Source organism: Streptomyces sp. NBC_00209 (genome assembly GCF_045206345.1).
Lineage (GTDB): Bacteria > Actinomycetota > Actinomycetes > Streptomycetales > Streptomycetaceae > Streptomyces.
The window spans coordinates 5,537,379-5,554,709 of the sequence record NZ_CP108121.1; the positions used below are offsets into that span (position 1 = coordinate 5,537,379).

General features: G+C 72.4%; 17 protein-coding genes. 10 read left to right on the top strand and 7 right to left on the bottom strand.

The features are described 5' to 3' along the window. Positions 1 to 14: 14 nt before the first annotated feature. Positions 15 to 1,328 carry an MFS transporter gene (locus tag OG867_RS25120; RefSeq protein ID WP_406288688.1) on the top strand — a complete coding sequence of 438 codons (1,314 nt, stop codon included), beginning with the start codon at positions 15 to 17 and terminating at the stop codon, positions 1,326 to 1,328. On the opposite strand, the gene OG867_RS25125 is transcribed toward OG867_RS25120, so the two are convergent. After that, positions 1,288 to 2,499 (bottom strand): pyridoxal phosphate-dependent aminotransferase, encoded by a 1,212-nt coding sequence (locus tag OG867_RS25125; protein ID WP_406288691.1) that lies wholly within the window; start codon positions 2,497 to 2,499, stop codon positions 1,288 to 1,290. The genes OG867_RS25120 and OG867_RS25125 overlap by 41 nt on opposite strands. A gap of 85 nt (positions 2,500 to 2,584) precedes the next feature. On the opposite strand from OG867_RS25125, the gene OG867_RS25130 reads away from it, so the two are divergent. Both OG867_RS25130 and OG867_RS25135 read left to right on the top strand, forming a co-directional pair. Continuing rightward, positions 2,585 to 3,250: a winged helix-turn-helix transcriptional regulator gene (locus tag OG867_RS25130; protein ID WP_406288694.1), complete on the top strand. Its 666-nt coding sequence runs from the start codon at positions 2,585 to 2,587 to the stop codon at positions 3,248 to 3,250. Positions 3,251 to 3,356: 106 nt separating this feature from the next. Continuing rightward, entirely contained in the window at positions 3,357 to 3,845 is a 489-nt protein-coding gene (locus OG867_RS25135) for a cupin domain-containing protein (RefSeq protein WP_406288697.1), read from the top strand. 34 nt (positions 3,846 to 3,879) lie between these two features. Here the strand turns inward: OG867_RS25135 and OG867_RS25140 are convergent, their stop codons facing one another. Beyond that, a complete protein-coding gene (locus OG867_RS25140) occupies positions 3,880 to 4,245 on the bottom strand; it encodes a nuclear transport factor 2 family protein (RefSeq protein ID WP_406288700.1) in 366 nt (121 codons plus the stop codon). Positions 4,246 to 4,329: 84 nt separating this feature from the next. Here OG867_RS25140 and OG867_RS25145 point away from each other — a divergent pair, with 84 nt between their 5' ends. After that, positions 4,330 to 4,968 (top strand): uridine kinase, encoded by a 639-nt coding sequence (locus OG867_RS25145; RefSeq protein WP_406288703.1) that lies wholly within the window; start codon positions 4,330 to 4,332, stop codon positions 4,966 to 4,968. A gap of 19 nt (positions 4,969 to 4,987) precedes the next feature. Here the strand turns inward: OG867_RS25145 and OG867_RS25150 are convergent, their stop codons facing one another. Both OG867_RS25150 and OG867_RS25155 read right to left on the bottom strand, forming a co-directional pair. Then, complete coding sequence (locus OG867_RS25150; RefSeq protein WP_406288706.1) at positions 4,988 to 5,890, bottom strand: carbohydrate kinase family protein; 903 nt, start codon at positions 5,888 to 5,890, stop codon at positions 4,988 to 4,990. Beyond that, the gene (locus OG867_RS25155) at positions 5,887 to 6,828 is read right to left on the bottom strand and encodes a pseudouridine-5'-phosphate glycosidase (RefSeq protein ID WP_406288708.1); all 942 of its coding nucleotides are present in this window, start codon (positions 6,826 to 6,828) and stop codon (positions 5,887 to 5,889) included. Before OG867_RS25155 ends, OG867_RS25150 begins: the two co-directional genes overlap by 4 nt. A 115-nt stretch (positions 6,829 to 6,943) precedes the next feature. On the opposite strand from OG867_RS25155, the gene OG867_RS25160 reads away from it, so the two are divergent. Beyond that, complete coding sequence (locus OG867_RS25160) at positions 6,944 to 7,765, top strand: class I SAM-dependent methyltransferase (RefSeq protein WP_406288710.1); 822 nt, start codon at positions 6,944 to 6,946, stop codon at positions 7,763 to 7,765. Positions 7,766 to 7,774: 9 nt separating this feature from the next. Here the strand turns inward: OG867_RS25160 and OG867_RS25165 are convergent, their stop codons facing one another. Then, positions 7,775 to 8,317: a methylated-DNA--[protein]-cysteine S-methyltransferase gene (locus OG867_RS25165; protein ID WP_406288712.1), complete on the bottom strand. Its 543-nt coding sequence runs from the start codon at positions 8,315 to 8,317 to the stop codon at positions 7,775 to 7,777. Between the two features lie 44 nt (positions 8,318 to 8,361). Then, positions 8,362 to 9,300, bottom strand: coding sequence for a glycerophosphodiester phosphodiesterase (locus tag OG867_RS25170; protein ID WP_406288714.1), 939 nt, complete (start codon positions 9,298 to 9,300; stop codon positions 8,362 to 8,364). Between the two features lie 221 nt (positions 9,301 to 9,521). On the opposite strand from OG867_RS25170, the gene OG867_RS25175 reads away from it, so the two are divergent. The 5 genes from OG867_RS25175 (at position 9,522) to OG867_RS25195 (ending at position 16,636) form a co-directional block, all read left to right on the top strand. Next, entirely contained in the window at positions 9,522 to 10,400 is an 879-nt protein-coding gene (locus OG867_RS25175; protein ID WP_328899648.1) for an MHYT domain-containing protein, read from the top strand. Between the two features lie 39 nt (positions 10,401 to 10,439). Next, complete coding sequence (gene uvrB / locus OG867_RS25180; protein ID WP_328899647.1) at positions 10,440 to 12,608, top strand: excinuclease ABC subunit UvrB; 2,169 nt, start codon at positions 10,440 to 10,442, stop codon at positions 12,606 to 12,608. Positions 12,609 to 12,745: 137 nt separating this feature from the next. Continuing rightward, positions 12,746 to 13,324 carry a TerD family protein gene (locus OG867_RS25185; protein ID WP_328899646.1) on the top strand — a complete coding sequence of 193 codons (579 nt, stop codon included), beginning with the start codon at positions 12,746 to 12,748 and terminating at the stop codon, positions 13,322 to 13,324. A gap of 121 nt (positions 13,325 to 13,445) precedes the next feature. Beyond that, positions 13,446 to 15,386 carry a TerD family protein gene (locus tag OG867_RS25190; protein ID WP_406288718.1) on the top strand — a complete coding sequence of 647 codons (1,941 nt, stop codon included), beginning with the start codon at positions 13,446 to 13,448 and terminating at the stop codon, positions 15,384 to 15,386. Positions 15,387 to 15,652: 266 nt separating this feature from the next. Then, positions 15,653 to 16,636 carry a TerC family protein gene (locus OG867_RS25195; protein WP_328899644.1) on the top strand — a complete coding sequence of 328 codons (984 nt, stop codon included), beginning with the start codon at positions 15,653 to 15,655 and terminating at the stop codon, positions 16,634 to 16,636. A gap of 31 nt (positions 16,637 to 16,667) precedes the next feature. On the opposite strand, the gene OG867_RS25200 is transcribed toward OG867_RS25195, so the two are convergent. Then, positions 16,668 to 17,324, bottom strand: coding sequence for an MBL fold metallo-hydrolase (locus OG867_RS25200; protein WP_406288720.1), 657 nt, complete (start codon positions 17,322 to 17,324; stop codon positions 16,668 to 16,670). Positions 17,325 to 17,331: the final 7 nt, after the last annotated feature.

Below are 17,331 nucleotides of genomic sequence, written 5' to 3' on the forward strand. Positions count from 1 at the left end.
ACCGGGGGGACAGCATGACCGCCGAAACAGCGGCCACAGCGGATACGAAGCCCGACGGCACGAAGCCGTTACGCAGAAACAGGGACTTCACCCTGCTGTGGGGAGGTCAGGCGGTCTCCGAGCTCGGCACCGCAGTGTCGCTCCTGGCGTTCCCCCTGCTCGTGCTGTCGCTGCGCGGTTCCGCCGTGCAGGCGGGGGCACTCGGCACGCTCCAGGCGGTCATCCGGGTCGGCTTCATGCTCCCCGCCGGTGTGATGGCCGACCGCCTGAACCGGAAGCGCGTCATGCAGGTGTGCGACGCGGGGCGGGCCGTCCTCTTCACGGTCCTGGTCGCGGCGCTCCTGCTCGGTCACGCCTCGCTCGCGGTGATCTTCGTGGTCGCGGGGGCGGCCGCCGTGCTGGACGTGCTGTTCGGCGCGGCCGAGATGTCGGTCATCAGCCAGCTCGTACCGGAGTCACAGCTCGCGGACGCCTTCGCCAAGAACGAGGCGCGCTCGTACGGGGCATCGCTGGCCGGGCCCCCGCTGGGAGGCTTCCTATACGGGCTCGGCCGTGCGGTCCCGTTCCTCTTCGACGCCCTGAGCTACCTGCTCTCGTTCCTGGCGGTCTCCTTCATCCGCAGACCCGCCCACCCGAATCAGGCAGGGAGCGCCGCGACCTCGCTCCGCCACGACACGCTGGAGGGCCTGCGCCATGTCCTGGCGAGCCCCTACCTCCGGTCGGTGGTCCTCGTGGCGGCACCGGTGAACTTCGCGCTGACGGGTGCGCAGTTCTCGACCGTGCTGATCCTCGCGGAAGCCGGTCACAGCCCGAGGGCGCTCGGTCTGGCCCAGGGCTGCATCGCGATCGGGGGCCTGCTCGGAGCCCTCTGCGCGGTCCGCCTGCAAGGGCTCCTGCCCTTCCACCGCCTGCTGCTGGCGGCCCTGGGCGCCCTGCTGGCCCTGCTCGTGGCGAGCACCGCTCTGAACGGCAGCCTGCTGATGGTGGCCCCGCTCGCCGCAGGTCTGTTCCTGGCTCCTGCCGTCAACTCGCTGCTCTTCGGACGCCTCGCCGCGACCACTCCGGCCCGCATCCAGGGCCGCGTCATCAGCGTCGTCGCGCTCGCGGCCACGGGGGCCGCCTCGCTCGCCCCGGTCGTCGTCGGCACGCTGGTGGAACAGCGCGGGGGCACGGCCGCGATGACCACGGCCGTGGCAGCCGCAGTCCTCTCCCTCGCAGCCGCCGGCCTTGGCCGTGCCGCGCTCCGGGAAGACCAGGAAGGCCAGGACGATCAGGAAGCCCGCGACCTCACTGCCGGTACCCCGCCAGGAACCGCCCGATCCGGCTGATGGCCGCGTCGAGGTCGTCCGCGTGCGGCAGGGTCAGGATGCGGAAGTGGTCGGGGCGCGGGTAGTTGAAGCCGGTGCCCTGGACGACCTGGATCTTCTCGCGCAGCAGCAGGTCCAGGACGAACCTCTCGTCGTCCGCGATCGGGTGCACCTTCGGGTCGATGCGCGGGAAGGCGTACAGCGCGCCCTTCGGCTTCACGCAGGAGACGCCCGGGATCTCGTTCAGCTTCTGCCAGGCCCGGTCGCGCTGCTCGTACAGCCTGCCTCCGGGCACCACCAGGTCCCGGATCGACTGCCGGCCGCCGAGCGCGGCCTGAATGGCGTACTGGGCGGGGGCGTTGGGGCACAGCCGCATGGAGGCCAGCATCGTCAGCCCCTCCAGATAGCTGCGGGCGTGCTGCTTCGGGCCCGACACCACCATCCAGCCGGAGCGGAACCCGGCCACCCGGTACGTCTTCGAGAGCCCGCTGAAGGTGAGGCAGACGAGGTCCGGGGCGAGTACCGCCACGCTGTGGTGCTCGGCGTCGTCGTAGAGGATCTGGTCGTAGATCTCGTCGGCGAACACCATCAGGCCGTGCCTACGGGCCAGGTCGAGGATGGCCTCAAGGACCTCGCGCGGATAGACGGCGCCGGTCGGGTTGTTGGGGTTGATGATCACGACGGCCCGGGTGCGGTCGGTGATCTTCGAGGCCATGTCGGCGACGTCCGGGTTCCAGTCGGACGCCTCGTCGCAGGTGTAGTGCACGGCCTTCCCGCCGGCCAGCGTCGTGACCGCGGTCCACAGCGGGTAGTCCGGGGACGGGATCAGCACCTCGTCGCTGTCCTCCAGGAGCCCCTGCACGGCCATCGAGATGAGCTCGGAGACGCCGTTGCCGAGGAAGACGTCGTCCACGCCGACCTCGGTCAGCCCCATCGCCTGGTAGCGCTGGACCACGGCGCGCCGGGCGGACAGGATGCCGCGCGAATCCGTGTAGCCGTGGGCCTGCGGGAGCATCCGGATCATGTCCTGGACGATCTCCTCCGGCGCCTCGAAGCCGAAGAGGGCCGGGTTGCCCGTGTTGAGCCGGAGCACGCTGTGGCCCGCCTCCTCCAGGGCGTTGGCGTGCTCGATGACGGGGCCCCGGATCTCGTAGCAGACCTCGTTGAGCTTGCTGGACTGGCGGAATTCCATGCGGTGCCTCCCCGACCCGATTGCGATACTTGGTTTTACCAAGCTCGGGCTTGGAAAGTCCAACAACATGTCTAGACTGCGTCGCATGCCACGTCAGACACAGCCGGCCCCCCGCCCGGCCCGCCGCCGGAGTTACGACCAGTTCTGCGCCGGCGCCCGCGCCCTCGACGCGGTCGGCGACCGGTGGACGTTGCTGATCGTCCGTGAACTGCTGGCCGGTCCCCGCCGCTACACCGATCTCCACGCCGACCTGCCCGGCGTCAGCACCGACGTGCTGGCCTCCCGGCTCAAGGACATGGAGCAGGGCGGCCTCGTCACCCGTCAGAAGCTCCCGCCGCCGGCCGCCGCCACGGTGTACGCGCTCACCGCACGCGGCCACGGACTGCTGCCGGTCCTCGCCGCGCTCGCCGAGTGGGGCGCCCCCGCGCTGGTCGAGCGGCGGCCCACGGACGCGGTCCGGGCGCACTGGTTCGCGCTCCCGCTGCTGAGGGCCCTGAAGGGGGCGGCCACGGGCGTGCTCGATGTCCGTCTGGACGAGGGCGAGTTCCACATCCGTACGGGCGAGGTGGCGGCCGGCGTGCCGGTGTACGGGGACGGGCCCGCCGCGGACGCCGACGCGCGCGTCGTCCTCGACGCGGAGCTGTGCCTCGCGCTCGGGCGCGGCGAGCCGACGTTCGCGGAGGCGGTCAGGGACGGCCGGATCGAGGTCTACGGAGACGGCGCGCTGGCCGAGGAACTGCGCGGCGCCTGACGGCCGGCCGGCTGGGCCGGATGCCGATGGCGTGATTCCAGCGGTCCTCTTCCGGGTACCGTCCGGGCATTTGAGATGTCCGTGACACCCGAGACAGGAGAGAGCCATGGGGAACGGCGTACAGCGGGTGCGGCAGAGCCGGTGCGGCAGGGCGTTCGTCGTCGCGGGGTGCGTGGCGGCGCTCGCGTTCGTGCCGACGGCGGCCGGTGCCACGCCCGGCAGCGGGGTGACCGCGACCGTCGTCGCCAAGGGCACCTCGGTGGGCAAGCTGAAGGTGAAGGCGCCGAAGGGCCGGGCGGACGTCACCTTCCGCACGATCACCATCGAGCCGGGCGGTTCCACCGGCTGGCACACCCACACCGGCCAGCTGATCGCCGTCGTCAAGTCCGGCACGCTGACCCGCACCCTGGACGACTGCTCGGTCGAGGTGTCCCCGGCGGGCACGTCGTTCATCGAACCGTCGGGGAAGAGGCACCGTCACATCGGGCGCAATCTGGGCACCGAGCCGGTGGTCCTCTGGGTGACGTATCTGCTGCCCGAGGGCAGCGAACTCTCCGACGACGCCGACGCGGTGGAGTGCGGACCGGGGAAGTGACGCGCGGGGACGCCCACCCGTCGGCCGGCCGCAGTCAGCGGGCGAGTGTCTCCCCGTACGCGCCGAGCCCGGCGATCACCAGCCCGTCGCGGAGGGTCAGCACCTCGTACACCCGGCCGCCGATCTGGTTCCGGTAGTCGATCACCAGCGAGTCGACGCTCGCCCGGACGTCCATCACCTCGAACTCCAGGTCCGGGATGAGTGCGAGCCCGCGCGCCCAGTACGCCCGCAGGGCGTCCTTGCCGCGCACGGTCCCGGAGGGGTCGCCGGTGAAGCGCGCGATCATCGGGGAGCTGAAGGTCACGTCCTCGTGGTAGTGCGTCAGGATGCGTTCCAGGTCGTGGGAGTTCCAGTCGTCCTGCCAGCGCGCGGCGAACGTACGGGCGAATTCAAGATCCATGGCCACGACCGTAATCCTCGCGGCGGATCGCGGCCGAGGCATTCCGGCATCCGGCCACCGGGCGCGACGCGCGATGATGGACGGGTGCGATTCGAAGCGATCACCCGGGACCGGCTGACGGACGCGCTCGCCGCGCACGCCGACGCGCGGGAACCGGCCGACGGCGGACCCTGGCTGAAGATCGCCGTCGACGGCGCCCCGGCCGCCCGCCCCGGCGACCTGGCCGGTTCGGTCGCCGCGGCGCTGCGGCTCCGGGGCCGCGCCGTGCTCCCCGTCTCCACCGCCGGATTCCTGCGGCCGGCGAGCCTGCGGTACGAGTACGGGAAACAGGACCCGGACGCGTACTTCGGCAGCTGGTTCGACACCGGCGCCCTGTGGCGCGAGGTGTTCGGCCCCCTGGAACCGGGCGGCAGCGGGCGGGTGCTGCCCGATCTGTGGGACCCGGCGACGGACCGGGCCACGCGCAGCCCGTACCAGCGGCTGCCGGAGGGCGGGGTGCTGATCCTGCACGGACCGCTGCTGCTCGGCCACTGGTTCCCCTTCGACCTCGCCGTCCACCTGCGCCTATCGGCGGGCGCCCTGCGGCGGCGCACGCCGGAGGACGAGCTGTGGACCCTGCCCGCCTTCGAGCGGTACGAGGACGAGGTGGCGCCCGCCGACAACGCGGACGCGGTGGTGCGGGCGGACGACCCGGGGCACCCGGCATGGACGGGGCTGGGGTGAGGCGCGGGTTCGAGTCCCGTTACTCGCCCGGCAACGGCGGCCGCCCGCCCACCGTTGCGACGGCCTCCGCCCCCGCCCGGCACCCCGCCGCAGCCGCCACCGCGTCGTCCGCGCCCGCCAGCCGCGCCGCGAGGAAGCCCCCGGTGAACGCGTCGCCCGCCCCGGTCGAGTCCACGGCCCGCCCGGCCGGCGCCGCCGGGACCCGGCCGGTCACCGCGCCCCCGGTGGCGAGCAGCGCCCCGCCCCCGCCGAGCGTCACGACCACCCGGCGCGCGGGCATGCTCAACTTCGCGGCCGCGTCCGCCGGGTCCGGCAGGCCGGTGAGCAGCCGGGCCTCGTCCGCGTTGGGCAGCAGCAGGTCCGCCCGCTCGGTCAGGGCGAGGAACCGGTCGACGCCGAGACCGGCCAGGAAGCCCGCCGACGCGGGGTCCACGCTCACCGGAACGTTGCGCCGTACGGCCTCCCGCAGGGCGAGCAGGGCCGTCGCCCGGCTCGTATCGGCGAACAGCAGATAGCCCGACAGGTGGAGGTGGGCGACCCCGTCGAGCAGCGTGGGCGACCAGTCCTCGGGGGAGAGCCGCAGCACCGCGCCGCTGTCGGTGAGGAAGGTGCGCTCGGCGGCGGAGTCCACCAGGGCCACGACGGTCGCGGTCGGCGCCTCCTCGTCCACCGCGAGCAGCCCGCGCACTCCCGCCCGCCGCAGCAGCCCGCGGTGCCAGTCCGCCGAGTCGGCGCCCACCCGGGCCAGCAGCCGCACGTCCCGGCAGCCCGCGCGCGCCGCCCAGCAGGCCACGTTGGCCCCCGCGCCGCCCGCCCGGGTCCGGATCACGGCGGCCGTGTCCGTGCCGTGGGCCAGCGCCGACCCGTGCCGGGCCACCACATCGGTGACCACGTCCCCGACGACGAGGAGGCCGCCGCTCACCGCGCCGCCCAGGCCGTCGCGATACGGGCGGCGAGCGCCACATTGCCCCGGACCGCGGCGAGGTTGGCCTCCAGCGAGGCGCCGCCGGTGTGCCGCACCAGATGGTCCAGCAGGAACGGCGTGACCGCCTGCCCCGCCACCCCCCGCTCCCGGCAGGCCGCCAGCGCCTCGGCGAGCACCCGGTCGTGCAGCCCGGGGTCCAGCTGTTCGTCCTCCGGTACGGGGTTGGCCACGATCAGCGCGGCCTCGGGGCCGCCCAGCGCGTCCTGGGCACGCATCACCTCGGCGACCTCCCCGGGCGAGGTCACCGTCCAGTCGACCGGCTCGCCCGAACTGCTCAGGTAGAACCCGGGGAACGTGTCCGTGCCGTAGCCGAGCACCCCGACGCCCAGCGTCTCCAGCCGTTGCAGCGTGGCCGGGACGTCCAGGATCGACTTCACACCCGCGCACACCACGGTGATCCCCGTACGCGCCAGCAGCCGCAGGTCCGCCGACTCGTCCTGCGTCTCGGTCCAGCCCCGGTGCACCCCGCCGAGCCCGCCGGTCGCGAAGACCCGCAGCCCGGCCCGGGCCGCCAGGTGGGCGGTCGCGGACACGGTCGTCGCCCCGCTCGCCCCGGCCGCCAGCGCCGGGGCGAGGTCGCGGTGCCCCAGCTTGCGCATCCCCGGGTCCTCGGCCACCCGTTCCAGCTCGGCCTTGTCCAGCCCGATCCTGGCCCGCCCGTCCAGCACCGCCACGGTCGCGGGCACGGCCCCGGCGGACCGCACGAGCCCCTCCAGCTCCCCGGCGACCCGCAGATTGCGGGGGCGGGGCAGACCGTGGGCGATGATCGTCGACTCCAGGGCGACGACCGGCCGGTGCGCGGCGAGGGCGGCCCGCACCTCGGCGGAGAGGACCGGCGCGTAGGGGGTGGCGTCGAGGGGCGCGTTGAGTGACATGTCCACATCCCTGTCGCGGGTGGGCGGCACTCAAACGTGGCAGGGCCCGCCCCGGCCCGCCGGGTGGCGCGAAACCGTCCGCCGGCAGCCGCGTAGGGGGCGTTAGGGTCGGCCCATGCCCTCCGCGACCGGCCAACCCACCTCCTCCGTACGTGACTTCTACGACGACCTCGCCGCCGACTACGACCTCGTGTACGCCGACTGGCAGGCGAGCATCGAGCGCCAGGCCGCCGCGCTGTCGGGCCTGATCACCACCGCGCTCGGCGAGGGCGCCCCGTACGACGTACTGGACTGCGCCTGCGGCATCGGCACCCAGGCGCTCGGCCTCGCCGCGCGCGGACACCGGGTCACCGGCAGCGACCTGAGCCCCGCCGCCGCGGCCCGCGCAGCGAAGGAGGCGGCCGCGCGCGGCCTGGACCTGCGCACGACGGCCGCCGACATGACGCGACTGCCCTTCGGCGACCGCTCCTTCGACGTCGTCGTGTGCGCCGACAACTCGCTGCCGCACCTGCTCACCCCGGAAGCGGTGCAGGCGGCACTCGGCGAGATGCGCAGGGTGCTCCGCCCCGGCGGCGTACTCCTGGTCTCCACCCGGCCGTACGACCGGCTGCGCCGCGCGCGGCCCGCGTCCACGCCGCCGCAGGTCAGGGACGAGACGGGCGGCCGGGTCGTCACCTTCCAGCTGTGGCACTGGCGCCCGGACGGCGAGCGCTACGACCTGGAGCACTTCCAGCTGCACCCGGCGGCGGAGGGGGACGAGGGCTGGGACGTGCGTACGCGCCGCACCTCGTACTGGGCGCTCGCGCAGGACCAGCTCACCGGCTTCGCCCGGCGGGCCGGCCTGACGGAGCCCGCCTGGCACCAGCCGGAGGCGACGGGCTTCTTCCAGCCGGTGCTGGTCGCGCACCGGCCGGACGCGGACCCGGACCCCGTCTGACGGCACGGCTCAGAACAGCGGCTCCGGCAGCACCCCTTCCAGCGCCAGCAGTTGCCGCTTGGTCTCCAGGCCGCCGCCGAAGCCGCCTATCCCGCCGTCGCTCTCCACCACCCGGTGGCACGGCACCACCACGGGCAGGGGGTTGGACCCCATCGCCGCGCCGACCGCCTGGGCCGCGCCCGGCTGCCCGACCCGCTCGGCCAGCTCCCCGTAACCGGCGACCGCCCCGTACGGCACGCCCCGCGCCAGCTCCTGCAGCACTTGGCGGTGGAAGCCGGCGGTCAGCGACCAGTCCAGGCCGAGCGAGAACTCCCGCAGCGTCCCCGCGAAGTACGCCTCGAACTGGCGTATCGGCTCGGCCAGCCGGGCGGAGCCGGGGGCCCGCACCGGCTCCGCGCCGAGCCGGCCCCGCAGCCGGTCCAGCGCCCTGTCCCGTATCTCCGGGCGGGCGTGGAAGACGACGCTCACCAGCCCCGTCTCCGTCGCGGCCAGCATCAACGGACCGATGTCGCTCTCGACCACGGCCCACTCGACGACCCCGTTGCTGTCCATGCCACCACCGTACGGCGGCCCACTGACAACGGGGCCCGGCGGACTCAGCCCCGGGTGGCCGCGCGCACCACGTCGGGGGTGTTCGTGATGATCCCGTCCACCCCCATGCCCTCGACCCGGCGCGCGGCCGCCGCGCCGTTCACCGTCCAGGGGTTCACCTGGAGCGCCTTGCCGTGCGGGCCCTTCAGGGCGTGCGCCGCCGTCACATAGCCGCCCGACAGGCCCGTGTACGAGGGGTTGATCTGGTCGGCGAACGCCGCGTAGGCGGGCAGCTCGGAGACGGCCGGGGCGCCGAGGAAGCCGGTCACCACGTCCGGGCGCAGGGAGTGCACCGTACGCACGCTGTCGGCGCCGAAGCTCTGGATCACCAGGCGGCTCCGGACATGGCTCGTGTCCAGCCAACCCTCCTCGTCCAGCACCCGGAGGGTCGCCCGCTCGATCCCCGGGTAGCTCTCCGGGCTCTTGATCTCCAGCAGGAGGTTCTGCCCGTTGTGGCCGAGCCGCTTCAGATACTGGTGCAGGGTCGGCACCCGGGTCCCGGCGTACGCGGGCCCGAACCAGCCGCCCGCGTCCAGCCGGGAGATCTCGGCGGCGGTGAAGTCCTTGACCGCCCAGGGCGCACGGTCCGGGAACACCTCCTCGGCGTTCGTCGTCCGCCTGAGGTCGGTGTCGTGGATGACGACCACCACCCCGTCCCTGGTGAGCTGGACGTCGTTCTCCACCCAGTCGAAGCCCAGCGCGTCGGCCTTGTCCACGGACCTGAGCGTGTTCTCGGGAGCGTACGCCGAGGCGCCCCGGTGGGCGTAGACGCGCGGGTGGTCCGCCTTGGCGTCGGCGGCCCGGCGGACCGGGGCGACCCGCTGGACCGGGTGCCGGGTCAGCGGGGTGTCCGCGACCGGGGTGCCCGGATGCGGCATCAGCAACGTGCCGGCGCCCATGACGGCAGCGGCGGCGACGGAGGCGGTAGCGGTGCCTGCGTACACGTGGACTCCTTGCGTCAGAGTTGCGGACGGCCCGAGCGTCTCAGCCGGCCCCGAACACCGAACAGGCGCAGGATGGCCACTGTGTGAAGGGACCGCGTCACCCGCTGTCGGCCCGGTCGATAAGATGCGGCACTTCTGTTGTGTCTGCCGGGCCTTGCGCCCGGACGACAGCCCCTGGGATCGTCCTGACCCGGGCTTGCTGCTGCGAAGGGCGTACAAGGATGCAGGGCACGATCGACGGCTTCAGCTACGGAGCGGTGACCCCTGCGGCGGCGTTCCTGATGGCGTGCCTCGGTGCGGCGCTGGGCCTGCGCTGCACCACGCGGTCACTGCGTACCGAGCGTTCCTTCAGGGCCGGCTGGCTGGCTCTCGGGGCGACCTCCATAGGTTCGGGCATCTGGACCATGCACTTCATCGCGATGACGGGCTTCTCCGTCGAAGAGGTGCCGATCGGCTACGACAAACCGATCACCTTCGCCAGCCTCGCCGTCGCGATCGTCATGGTCGGCATCGGGATCTTCCTGGTCGGGTACCGGGGCGCCACCCGCATGGCCCTGGTGACGGGAGGCACGATCACCGGACTCGGTGTGGCCTCCATGCATTACCTCGGCATGGCGGGAATGCGTCTTGATGGGCGGTTCGAGTACGACACGGTGACCGTGAGCCTCTCCGTGGTCATCGCCGTGGTCGCCTCGACCGCCGCGCTGTGGGCCGCCGTCTCCATCCACGGCTTCCTGCCCAGCCTCGGCGCGAGCATCGTGATGGGCGTCGCCGTGAGCGGCATGCACTACACCGGCATGGCCGCGCTCCGGGTCCATCTGCACCCCTCCGCCTCGGCCGCCGCCCACGCCCCCGGCGACAGCGCGGGCGCGCTGCTGGTCCCCATGCTGCTCGGCCCCGCCTGCTTCCTGCTGCTGGCCGCCGTCGTGGTCATGTTCGACCCGCTGGTGGTCATGGGCACGCCCGACTGGGACGACCCGCGCGCCGTGCGGACGCCCGGCGTCCCGGCCCAGCGCCAGGTCCCGCGCTTCGGCACGTACGCCGACCCGGCCTCCTTCCACTCCCGCCCGCGCGACGCCGTGGGGCCCGCGGACTGGTGAACCGGGCCCGTTGTCAGTGGCGGGTCGTACGGTGGTTGCATGCGGCCAGTCTCGAAGATCGAACGTACGGTGGCGCCTTTCGAGGTCATCAGCCCCTACCAGCCCAGCGGCGACCAGCCCGCGGCCATCGCCGAGCTGGAGAAGCGCGTCCGCGCGGGGGAGAAGGACGTCGTGCTCCTCGGCGCGACCGGCACCGGCAAATCCGCGACCACCGCGTGGATGATCGAGAAGCTCCAGCGCCCCACGCTGGTCATGGCGCCGAACAAGACGCTCGCCGCCCAGCTGGCCAACGAGTTCCGCGAGCTCCTGCCCAACAACGCCGTCGAGTACTTCGTCTCGTACTACGACTACTACCAGCCCGAGGCGTACGTCCCGCAGTCGGACACCTACATCGAGAAGGACTCCTCGATCAACGAGGAGGTCGAGCGGCTGCGCCACTCCGCGACCAACTCGCTGCTCACCCGGCGCGACGTCGTCGTGGTCGCCTCCGTCTCCTGCATCTACGGCCTCGGCACACCGCAGGAGTACGTGGACCGCATGGTCCAGCTCAAGGTGGGCGAGGAGATCGACCGCGACCAGCTGCTGCGCCGCTTCGTGGAGATCCAGTACACGCGCAACGACCTGGCCTTCACCCGGGGCACCTTCCGGGTGCGCGGCGACACCATCGAGATCTTCCCGGTCTACGAGGAGCTCGCCGTCCGCATCGAGATGTTCGGCGACGAGATCGAGGCCCTGTCCACGCTGCACCCGCTGACCGGCGAGGTCATCAGCGAGGACCAGTCCCTCCACGTCTTCCCCGCCAGCCACTACGTGGCGGGTCCCGAGCGCATGGAGAAGGCCGTCAGCGGCATCGAACGGGAGCTGGAGGAGCGGCTGGCCGAGCTGGAGAAGCAGGGCAAGATGCTGGAGGCCCAGCGGCTCCGTATGCGTACGACGTACGACATCGAGATGCTCCGCCAGATCGGCACCTGCTCCGGCGTCGAGAACTACTCGATGCACTTCGACGACCGTTCCCCCGGCACCGCCCCCAACACCCTCCTCGACTACTTCCCGGAGGACTTCCTCCTGGTGCTTGACGAGTCGCACGTCACGGTCCCGCAGATCGGCGCCATGTACGAGGGCGACGCCTCCCGCAAGCGGACCCTGGTCGACCACGGCTTCCGGCTGCCGTCCGCCCTGGACAACCGCCCGCTGAAGTGGGAGGAGTTCCTCCAGCGGATCAACCAGACGGTCTACCTCTCCGCCACCCCGGGCACCTACGAACTGTCCCGCGGCGACGGCTTCGTGGAGCAGATCATCCGCCCGACCGGCCTGGTTGACCCCGAGGTCGTCGTCAAGCCCACCGAGGGCCAGATCGACGACCTGGTGCACGAGATCCGGGTGCGCGCCGAGCGCGACGAACGGGTCCTGGTCACCACGCTCACCAAGAAGATGGCGGAGGACCTGACCGACTACTTCCTGGAGCTCGGCATCCAGGTCCGCTACCTCCACAGCGACGTCGACACGCTGCGCCGCATCGAGCTGCTGCGCGAGCTGCGCTCCGGCGAGTACGACGTCCTGGTCGGGATCAACCTCCTGCGCGAGGGCCTGGACCTGCCCGAAGTGTCCCTCGTGGCCATCCTCGACGCCGACAAGCAGGGCTTCCTGCGCTCGGGCACCTCGCTGATCCAGACCATCGGCCGCGCGGCGCGCAACGTCTCGGGCCAGGTCCATATGTACGCGGACAAGGTCACCCCGGCCATGGCGCAGGCCATCGACGAGACCAACCGCCGCCGCGAGAAGCAGATCGCGTACAACACCGAGCGCGGCATCGACCCGCAGCCGCTGCGCAAGAAGATCAACGACATCGTCGCCACCATCGCGCGCGAGGAGGTCGACACCGAGCAACTGCTCGGCACCGGCTACCGCCAGGGCAAGGAGGGCAAGGCACCCGTGCCCTCCCTCGGCAAGCACGCCGTCCCCGGCGACGGCAAGGCGGCGACGGCCGGGAAGTCCGCGAAGGCCGGCAAGGCGGGCAGGTCCGGCCGGGACGCCGCGGCGGTCACCGACCGCCCGGCGACCGAACTGGCCGGGATCATCGAGGAGATGACGGACCGGATGCGCGCCGCCGCGGCCGACCTCCAGTTCGAGGTCGCCGCCCGGCTGCGCGACGAGGTGGGCGAGTTGAAGAAGGAGCTGCGCCAGATGCGCGAGGCCGGTCTGGCCTGACCGGCCGGGTGGTTCGGGCGGCATGTTGCAGGACCGACACAAAACGGCCCAGGCCCTCCGCGCGGGTGACACCACTGCGTAGGGTGCGGGGAAACCGCACAAGGACGGTTGCGGGGAATGCGGAGAGGGGACAGCGCGTGACGGTCAATATGACCAAGGGCCAGGCCATCAGCCTGCAGAAGAGCGACGGGGGGACCCTGACCGCGGTACGGATGGGGCTCGGCTGGCAGGCGGCACCGCGCCGCGGTCTGTTCGGCTCGCGCACCCGGGAGATCGACCTGGACGCCTCGGCCGTCCTGTTCGCCGACAAGCAGCCGGTCGACGTCGTGTTCTTCCGGCACCTCACCAGCGACGACGGCTCGGTGCGGCACACCGGGGACAACCTCGTGGGCGGCGCCGGTTCCGGCGGCGACGACGAGTCGATCCTCGTGGACCTCCAGCGGGTGCCGGTCCACATCGACCAGATCGTCTTCACGGTGAACTCCTTCACCGGCCAGACGTTCCAGGAGGTGCAGAACGCCTTCTGCCGCATCGTGGACGAGACCAACGGCCAGGAGCTCGCCCGCTACACGCTGGACGGCGGCGGGCAGTACACCGCGCAGATCATGGCGAAGGTGCACCGCGCGGGCAACGCCTGGAAGATGACCGCCATCGGCACCCCGGCCAACGGCCGCACCTTCCAGGACCTCATGCCGGCGATCCTGCCGCACCTGTAGGACGGCACACCGGACCGTCAGGTCCGCATCGCGGTACGCGCAGCTCCCGGCGGCATCGGCCACCGGGAGCTGCCCGCATACTTCACCCACACCAGCGGTACCACGTCGAGGGGACAGGGCAATGACGGCCGAGCTGGTCCGGGGGCAGAACCACACCTTGCCCCAGACCCGTCTGGAGATCCGGATATCGGCCGGGGCGCCCGTCGTGGCCGGTGCCACGCTCGGTGACGAGCACGGCAGGGTGGCCGGCGTCGAGTGGATCGCCCACCCCGGGTCACCGCAGCTGCACGGTCTTGAGGTCTCCCGGCAGGCCGCCGCCGACCACCGCCTCGCCGTCGACCTCGACGCCCTGCCCGAGGGGGTCCACCGGGTCACGGTGCTGCTGGCCCTCCCGCTCGACGCCGGCGGGCCGACCCGGTTCGGCGCCGTCGCCTCGCCCTTCGTCGCGGTCACCGCCCTCGACGGCGCTGAGATCGCCACCTTCACGCTGACCGGCCTCGACAGCGAGTCCGCGGTCGCCGCCCTGGAGCTGTACCGCCGCCAAGGCGCCTGGAAGGTCCGCGCGGTCGGCCAGGGATACGCGGGCGGCCTCGCGGCCATGCTCGCCGACCAGGGCGTGGACCGGGCCGCCGAGCTGGCCGGGACCATCCAGGACGCGGTCGCCCGGGGCCTCGCCCGCTCGGTGGCTCCGCCGCCGCCCCGCACCCCGGAGGGCGACCGGGTCAGGCACGCGCCCACCCCGGCCCCCGCCCCGGGCAACGGGCAGCCGCCCGTCCCGCCGCCCCCGCCGGCCACACCGGCGCAGCCCGAGCCACTGGCGGAGCCGGCCGCTCCGGGCGGCCCGGTCAACTACGCGCACCCGCGCCGCCAGTCCACCGCGCCCCCGCCGCCGCCCCCGGCCGCGCCGCCCGCCCAGTCGGGGCAGCCCGCCCAGCCCGTCGCCGGGGACGCCACCGGCTGGTCCATGGACGAGCGCCTGTACAACCAGGTGTGGGGCATGTTCGAGGACCTGGCCCGCGCCGTCGCCGCCTACCGCAGCGCCGTCGACTTCGCCGAGTCCCGGATGGACCAGGAGCTGGAGCGCACCCTGTCCGACCCGCGCAGCCGCATCGGCGGCGCGGGGGACCGGGCCCGCGAGGAGGCCCGCGCCAAGCGCGACGAGCTGACCGCCCGTGCCCGCGAGTCCCTGGACCGCGACCTCGCCCAGCTCGACGCCGAGTCCGCCGTCGTGGAGCCCGCGCTCCCCGCCCCGTACGCGGGCTGGGACAACCCCGTCTGGCACGGCTACCGGGTGCCGATGGAGATCCCCATGGCGCTGCGCATCGGCGACCTCCACCTCCCGGAGCGCGCCGACCTGCGCATCCCGCTCCTCGTCCGGCTGCCGCTGGAGCGCGGCATGTGGATCGACAGCGGGCGCACCGCCTCCGAGGCCGCCGCCCTGACCGGCCCGGACCAGCTGCGCAGGCTCGCGATGGAGACCGCCGTGCTGCACGCGGCCCGGCTGCTGGCGGTCTACCCGCCGAACGAGTTCACGGTCCACGTCATCGACCCGGCCGGATCGGCCGCCGGGGCGCTCGCCCCGCTGGTCCGCTCCGGGGTGCTGCCCTCGCCGCCCGCCGCCGGGGCGCAGGGCGTCTCCTCGGTCCTCGCCCACCTCACCCGGCGGGTGGACCTGGTGCAGATGGCGATCCGGGCCGGAGCCGCCGACTCGCTGCCGCCGGACCTGGACCCGGCCGAGCAACTGCTGATCGTCAACGACTTCCCGCACGGCTTCGACGACCGGGCGGTGACCCAGCTGCGCTACCTCGCCGACGAGGGGCCGTCCGTGGGCGTCCACCTGATGATGGTCGCGGACCGGGAGGAGGCGTCCGAGTACGGCCCCATCCTGGATCCGCTGTGGCGCTCGCTGCTGCGGGTCACCCCGGTCGCCGACGACCATCTGGCCGACCCCTGGGTCGGTCACGCGTGGACGTACGAGCCGCCCAGGACGCCGCCGGGGAGCGCGGTCCTGGACCAGGTGCTGGAGCGGGTGGCGCAGGCCCGTCGCACCGGGCACCGCTGAGCCGCCGGGCCCCGTAACGCCTTCGGCAAACCGCCATTGACCTGCTCTTTTGGAGATTCTTTAGGCTTCTCTTTACCTTTCCTTGGTATTTCCTGTACCGTTCATGGAGCGGAGGGGAGTACTCCCATACGCGGCGTTCCCGTCAGTACGGACTGTGACCGGTCCCGGGGCGCCGGCCCAGGTGCGCAGCCCGCGCGCCCGGGTGGAAGAGACCTCCGGCAGCGACGACGCTGATCAGTAGCCCGTAGCGAACTGCCGGAGGCGCAGTGGACGTTTCATGGACCCTCTGGGCGCTGACCATCTTTGGTCTGTGCGCCCTCATCGCCGTCGACTTCTTCATCGGGCGCAAGCCCCATGACGTGTCGACCAAGGAAGCCGGGATCTGGACGATCGTCTGGATCGTGCTGGCCGCACTCTTCGGCCTCGGGTTGCTCGTCTTCGGCGAGACCCAGGCATCGGGCGAGTTCTTCGCCGGCTACATCACCGAGAAGTCGCTCAGCGTCGACAACCTCTTCGTCTTCGTGCTGATCATGGCGAAGTTCTCGGTGCCCTCCCACCTCCAGCAGCGGGTGCTGCTGATCGGCGTGCTGATCGCACTGGTGCTGCGGGCGATCTTCATCGCCGCCGGCGCCGCGGTCATCGCCAACTTCTCGTGGATCTTCTACATCTTCGGCGCGTTCCTGATCTACACCGCCTGGAAGCTCATCCAGGAGGCGCGGGCCGACGACGAGGACGAGGAGTTCGAGGAGAACCGCCTCCTGAAGAGCATCGAGCGCCGCTTCGGCGTCGCCGACCGGTACCACGGCACCAAGCTCTTCATCCGCAACAACGGCAAGCGCGTCATGACCCCGCTGATGGTCGTCATGCTCGCCATCGGCACCACGGACGTGCTGTTCGCGCTGGACTCCATCCCCGCGATCTTCGGCCTCACCCAGGACCCGTACATCGTCTTCACCGCCAACGCCTTCGCCCTGATGGGCCTGCGCCAGCTGTACTTCCTGATCGGCGGTCTGCTGGAGAAGCTGGTCCACCTCAGCTACGGGCTGTCGGTGATCCTCGGCTTCATCGGCGTCAAGCTGGTGCTGCACGCCCTGCACGAGTCCGGGGTGCACGTCCCCGAGATCTCCATCCCGGTCTCGCTCGGCGTGATCTGCGGGGTGCTGATCATCACCACGATCACCAGCCTCATGGCCAACAAGAAGAAGGCCGAGGCCGAGGCCCGCGCGACGAAGACCGGGGACCGCGTCTAGCCCCGGCGGTACGGGGACGGACGGTCCCGCCTCACCAGCCCCGGGCGCGCCACTCGGGCAGGTGGGGGCGTTCGTCCCCCAGCGTGGTGTCGCGCCCGTGGCCCGGGTAGACCCAGGTCTCGTCCGGCAGCGGCGCGAAGAGCTTGGTCTCCACGTCGTGCAGCAGGCTCGCGAACGCCTCGGGGTCCTTGTGCGTGTTGCCGACGCCGCCGGGGAAGAGGCAGTCCCCGGTGAACAGATGCGGCGCCCCGTGCGGGTCGTCGTACAGGAGCGTGATCGAGCCCGGGGTGTGACCGGCCAGACGGCGGGCGGTGAGGGCCACCTCGCCGACCCGGATGGTGTCGCCGTCCTCGACCAGGACCTCTGTCGGCACCTCGATGCCCTCGGCGTCGAACCGCCCCGCGTAGGTGCGCGCCCCGGTCGCCGCGACCACCTCGCCCAGCGCCCGCCAGTGGTCGCGGTGCCGGTGGGTGGTGACGACGGAGAGGACCGAGTCGTCACCGATCAGCCGCAGCAGCGTCCCGGCCTCGTCGGCCGCGTCGATCAGCAGCTGCTCGCCGGTGGCCCGGCAGCGCAGCAGATAGGCGTTGTTGTCCATCGGGCCGACGGCGACCTTCGAGATCATCAGATCCGTCAGCTCGTGCACATCGGCGGGCCCGCCGACCCTGACCGCTCCGCTGTACGTCATGCTTCTC